This is a genomic window from Nodularia sp. UHCC 0506 (assembly GCF_034931045.1).
In the GTDB taxonomy this organism is placed as follows: domain Bacteria; phylum Cyanobacteriota; class Cyanobacteriia; order Cyanobacteriales; family Nostocaceae; genus Nodularia.
In genome coordinates this window covers 54,553-59,768 of sequence record NZ_JAYGHH010000020.1, presented here as the reverse complement: position 1 = coordinate 59,768, position 5,216 = coordinate 54,553, and the positions used below count along the sequence as shown (strand labels likewise).

Below are 5,216 nucleotides of genomic sequence, written 5' to 3'. Positions count from 1 at the left end.
TATATGCAATCTGAATCTCGTCGTCAGCACCTGCTAAATATGATATTTGATAGATTTGGCAGTATTGCAAATGATCATAAAAGCGCTGAAGTGCTGACTACTAACTTAAAAATATTTGCTTGGGTTGTTTTGCCTAATCACTATCATTTACTGGTTCAAGTTGTAAATTTTGATATCTTAGGTGGCTTATTTAGGAGAATACATGGTTCGCTTTCTCGTCAATGGAATCTTGAAGATCATGTAACTGGGCGCAAAATCTGGTATTCTTGGAGCGATCGCGCTATTCGTTCTGAAAGACATTATTATACAACTCTTAATTATATTCATTACAACCCCGTTAAACATGGTTTTGTGAAATCACCTTATGATTGGGTAGAAAGTAGTGTTCACTGGTATTTACAAGCTCAAGGACGGCAATGGTTACGTGATTCTTGGGTTAAATATCCAGTACAAGGTTATGCTAAAGATTGGGATAATTTTTAAGGCACAAATGTTCGTAGTCAGCACTTTAGTGCTTCCGGAGTGAGGAGGACTAAAGTCCTATCTACGAGCTTTTCATTTGTTTGTAGTAAGCACTTTAGTGCTTCCGGGAAAGAGGAGGACTAAAGTCCTCACTACGAGCTTTTCATTTGTTCGTAGTAAGCACTTTAGTGCTTCCGGGAAAGAGGAGGACTAAAGTCCTCACTACGAGCTTATTTATTATATATTTCCCACATTTGTTGATACGCTTTCTCCATCTCACACGCAAATTTCTTACCATTCCATAATGGAGAGGTTTGTCTTGACTGTCGCAACTTCCACGCTATTTGTTGTCGCAATTGCTCATCTTTACCCAACCTGACACCCCACTCTACATACTCCGCATCACTCCAAGCTAAACCTTCTGTAACTCCTACATTCATCATCATGGTGTAGCTGTTACGGGCTGCAAATTGTTCTCCAACTCTGGTAACTAAGGGTATACCCATCCACAGGGTTTCTAAGGTTGTGGTTGCACCGTTATAGGGATAGGTATCTAAGACTACATCTGCAATGGTTAAATTAGCGCGATGTTCCATATCTGTAGGTGCAGATGCTAAAAATCTTAAACATTCTAAATCTACTCCCTCCGCTTCAGCAATTGGGGTAATAAAGTCTTTTAAATCTTGGTAATTAGCTCGATGGCTTTTGAGCAGAAAATAACTATTAGGGACTTGTTTAATAATTTGCATTTGTAACCGAATATTATGGGGATTACGTTTTAATCCGGTTTGGGAACTAAAGTAAATAATTCCATCATCAGGAATATCTAAAGATTCTCTGCTGATGGTTGGTGTTCCAACAATAAAGCCATCAATACCAATATAATTTTGAGGGAGTCGCCAAATCTTTTCGGTGTAATAATCTTGTGCTGATTCTGGTAATACATAGTTATCAGCAATGAAATAATCAACTGAGGGGAACCCAGTTGCGTCATATCCTAACCAACTCACCTGAATGGGTGCGGGTTTAAGAGCTAAAATAGCACAACTACTATAAGAAGTTAAACTATCTAAATCTACTAAAATATCTATTTCATCTTGATTAATTTTATCTGCCATTTCTACCATTGAAAGGCATTCTTCATAAAAATGATCGCCAAATTCTTTTTTATAAGCTTGTTGTTGTGGATCATACTTATTTTCTCGTAAAGAGTATAAATAAATATCAAATTTTTGACGATTATGATATTTTAATAACCACCAAGCTAAAAAACCAACAGAATGAGTCCGAAAACATTCTGATAAATAGCCGATTCTTAAAGGACGCTCACTCAAAGAAGGACGAGCGGAGTTAAAACGTTTTTGATAAGTAGTGATATTTTCAGGAAAACTTTTCCATACCAGTTGTTGAGATAAAGCCGCTAATCCATTGCGAATTAATCTATTTTCCTGTGGATTATCTTCCATGTATAGTAAAAAAGAACCAACGGGTAAAATTCGGATTAAACTTTCGCTTTCTGTTTGACTAGTTGCAAGATTAGATAAAAGTAATTTATGTTGTTGGTAAGCTTGGACTGATTTTTCCCAACTCCCACACGAAGTTAAGAATGCTTCCAGTAAATAATGAGTACCAATAATTTGATTAATTGGTTCTTGACTAAGTGCTAAATATTGTTTTGCCCAATCAATAGACTCCTTAATATAATCTAGGCCTAATTTTTGCAGAGGAGGAATAATTTTGCTAATACCATCTAAACTATTAGGTTCTAAACGGAGAACGAATTTTGCAAAATAAATTGAGATATGATAGCGAGAAAATCGATAATAGGCTTCAGCTTTTCCCTTGAGTAATTGCAGAATAGTTTCAGAAGTTAATAAATAAGGAATAAATGCTTCCACCAGTTGATTAACAAAGGGAGGAGGATTAACTGCGTTAAGATGAACTAACTTTTCAATTACTTTAACTAATAAATTTTCATCAAAAACAGGGGGTTCTGTGAGTTGAGATACAATTTCAATTACTTGATTAATATTTGTTTCTAGAGTCTGAATTGTTAAGTCAATGTCTAGCTCAATGATTTTTAAAAGATTATTAATATCATGAGGGAGAAATTCTCTTATGTGTTGACGAACAGCCCAAGCTAGTTGATAGTTGGAATTGGCTTCTTTTTGTTCAGCAGTATTTAATAGAATTTTTGTTAATTGTTCTAGCCATTGTTCTGATTCTTGTTCTCCAAATTCGAGAAATGGAGTCATCCAAGTAATCTGTGCTTCTTCTTCTCTTCCCTCTAATAATAAAGCTAATCCTAAATACCAATAATTAGTAACTTCTGTGGGATTTTCAGTCAGATTTTTTTCATAGTCTTCAATGGTTAATAAAATTGGGTTTGAAGAAACTTGATTATCTATCTGGGTGTCCATTATTAAAACCTTGAACTTGTTTTAAAATAATTTTTTTGAGTATGATGATCTTGAAATTTACTTTTACATACAATATAGGAGTCAACAAGTGTTGACCCCTACAAGGGTTAAAAAAATATAGTAAAAAATGCCAGATGCATTTTAATTCATCTAGCATATTCAAACACAAAACATTAAACTTTATTTCATCGGACCCATGCCTGTACCACAAGTTACAGCCGTATTACTTAAGGTAGGTGCAACCACGTTATCAACGCTTTGTACTCCGTTTGTTTGACAAGCAATAGCGGCAGTTTGTCCACTTGTTAGAATGCTGACACCACCAGAAAATCCTTTGAGAGCAGTTGTATCTATAGGTGTTGCTAAAACACTGGTAGTATTTTGACCCGCATCAGAGAGAGTATATGTATAGTCTGGAGTTAGGGTAGGAATACCAATTTGCAGTTCGTCAATACTGCCAGCAAACGCTGTATTTTCAATTCGGAAAGATTGTTGCGCTCTGTTGACTGAACCAACGTAGGTTTTTGCTTCAGATTGTTTAGCTTTTGCTGCTTGGTTGAGGAAAGAAGGTAGAGCAATAGCGGACAAAATACCGATGATGATAATAACAACCAACAATTCAATTAAAGTAAAACCTTCTTCGTTTTTCTTTTTGTTGAGGATGTGTTGGAGAAACTTGGCTTTTAATTCGGTTTTCATAAGTGATTTCCCTGAGTGATGAATTTGCTTTCCGTTCTAGATATAACTTACCCACACTCGATCAATTTCATATCACCCCAACCAAAAAAATTTTTGCTCAAATATCAACAGTCACATCTGGAATCATTTTTAAGAGGATAAAACCCCCGTTTTGTCTAGCAAAGGGGGTGATTTCGCTATATTTTTTGCAGCTAAGATGGTGAACGCTCTAGCATGATGTAACCAAGACTTTCTAGATTTAGTAACAACTTTTGTACTATATTGAAGGCTTGCTGTTCATCTGTAGGGTTTAAGGTTACAGGATCTATTGGTCTAAATTGTTGCCAACGCTCTACCAGAGACATCATCGGTTGGGATTGGTCTAACAAAGGTATCAAGCAAGATGCTGTGGAGCTATCTATAGTAATTAATCCGTCTACAGGCGATAAATATTGGCTAAGGGTAAATGGTCGGATTTCTCGAACACAGGCAATGAGGTCTTCTTTGAACTGGGCAGTTTTTAACATAGGATACAAATAGACCTGGGCTGTTCGCCAATCAGAGTTAGTCCATTCTGCAACTGGTGTAAAATTCTCTGCTGGCTGAGGATGACCACACCAAAAGTCAATCAGCCGATGAATAGGATTAAGCAGTTCATATAAATGTAGGCGTTCTTCTATGGAAATATCTGGTAAGCTCATGGCCAGAAAAGTAGGTAAATTATCTGGCTCTTTGAATAAATCCAGCAATTCCCACTGTCGCCAGTTCACCATACTGATAAACTCTAGATCAGCGCTTCGCAAAGCTGTAAACAAATCAGGGACGATGTAACCTTTATCTGCTTGTAATAAATGATTCATTAAAATTGATTCTCTTCCTTTCTCTTCTTCACAGTTACGATTCCAAGTTTTAACTTTAAGATTGACGCTATCTTTCAAAGCTTTCATGGTTTCTACTACAATTCCGGCTTCTAAGTCTTCTGGATTTCTTTCCATCAAGCCCATCATGCTAAAAACTCTCTGAGCCTGGAAATAATTGACTCTTTGAAGCGAGCTATGTAGATTACTGCGAATAATGCCATCGGACTTGAGAATGGCTTTCATTGCTTGTAAAACGACGGAAATATCTGGTAAAAGATAAAGGGTTTCATCACAGTTAATATAATCAAATTGTTGATTTAGTTGGTGTAAATCAACAATTGATAGAACATGAAACTCGGCGTTATTAAATCCATGATGTTCTAAGCGTTGTCGAGCTAATTTAATTGATTCTGCCGAAATATCAACGCCGACAATTTTTGCCCCTGGATTAGCTTCTGCTAAAACTAGGGATTTATAACCAGTACCACATCCAGCATCTAAGATGACTTTATCTTTTGTATCTATAACTTTTTGATTTCTTAAATAGTAAGATGTAACTAAGTTATGAACATAAAGTAAATTCGGTTGTGTTTTAGGTGATTTTTCCAAGGGAATCCGGGGATAGGGAGAACTATCATACTGCTGACGAATTTTTTCTAGTAGTTCAGATTCAATATTTACCATTGCAATTACTCCTGATAGTAAATTTTTGGTGTACTTACACAAAACACAAGCTTTAGTATGCCCAAATTTTCATATTTTTAACACATATAGTTTGTAGTAAGGACTTTAGTCC

4 protein-coding genes are annotated in these 5,216 nt (G+C 35.9%); 1 reads left to right on the top strand and 3 read right to left on the bottom strand.

Annotated elements, in window-relative coordinates; all coding sequences use genetic code 11:
• On the top strand, positions 1–483 hold a 483-nt coding region (locus tag VB654_RS13365), incomplete at its 5' end, for a transposase (protein WP_323214256.1).
• 209 nt (positions 484–692) lie between these two features.
• Here VB654_RS13365 and VB654_RS13360 read toward each other — a convergent pair.
• From VB654_RS13360 to VB654_RS13350, 3 genes are all read right to left on the bottom strand, one after another.
• Complete coding sequence (locus VB654_RS13360) at positions 693–2,882, bottom strand: hypothetical protein (RefSeq protein ID WP_323214255.1); 2,190 nt, start codon at positions 2,880–2,882, stop codon at positions 693–695.
• 180 nt (positions 2,883–3,062) lie between these two features.
• A complete protein-coding gene (locus VB654_RS13355; RefSeq protein WP_323214254.1) occupies positions 3,063–3,581 on the bottom strand; it encodes a type IV pilin-like G/H family protein in 519 nt (172 codons plus the stop codon).
• A 191-nt stretch (positions 3,582–3,772) separates the two neighbouring features.
• Entirely contained in the window at positions 3,773–5,104 is a 1,332-nt protein-coding gene (locus tag VB654_RS13350) for a class I SAM-dependent methyltransferase (protein ID WP_323214253.1), read from the bottom strand.
• Positions 5,105–5,216 lie beyond the last annotated feature (112 nt).

Excerpts from the sequence above, each read along its gene's own strand:
- VB654_RS13360 (WP_323214255.1), bottom strand. The coding sequence starts at position 2,882 with ATGGACACCCAGATAGATAATCAAGTTTCTTCAAACCCAATTTTATTA.
- VB654_RS13350 (WP_323214253.1), bottom strand. The coding sequence starts at position 5,104 with ATGGTAAATATTGAATCTGAACTACTAGAAAAAATTCGTCAGCAGTAT.
- VB654_RS13355 (WP_323214254.1), bottom strand. The coding sequence starts at position 3,581 with ATGAAAACCGAATTAAAAGCCAAGTTTCTCCAACACATCCTCAACAAA.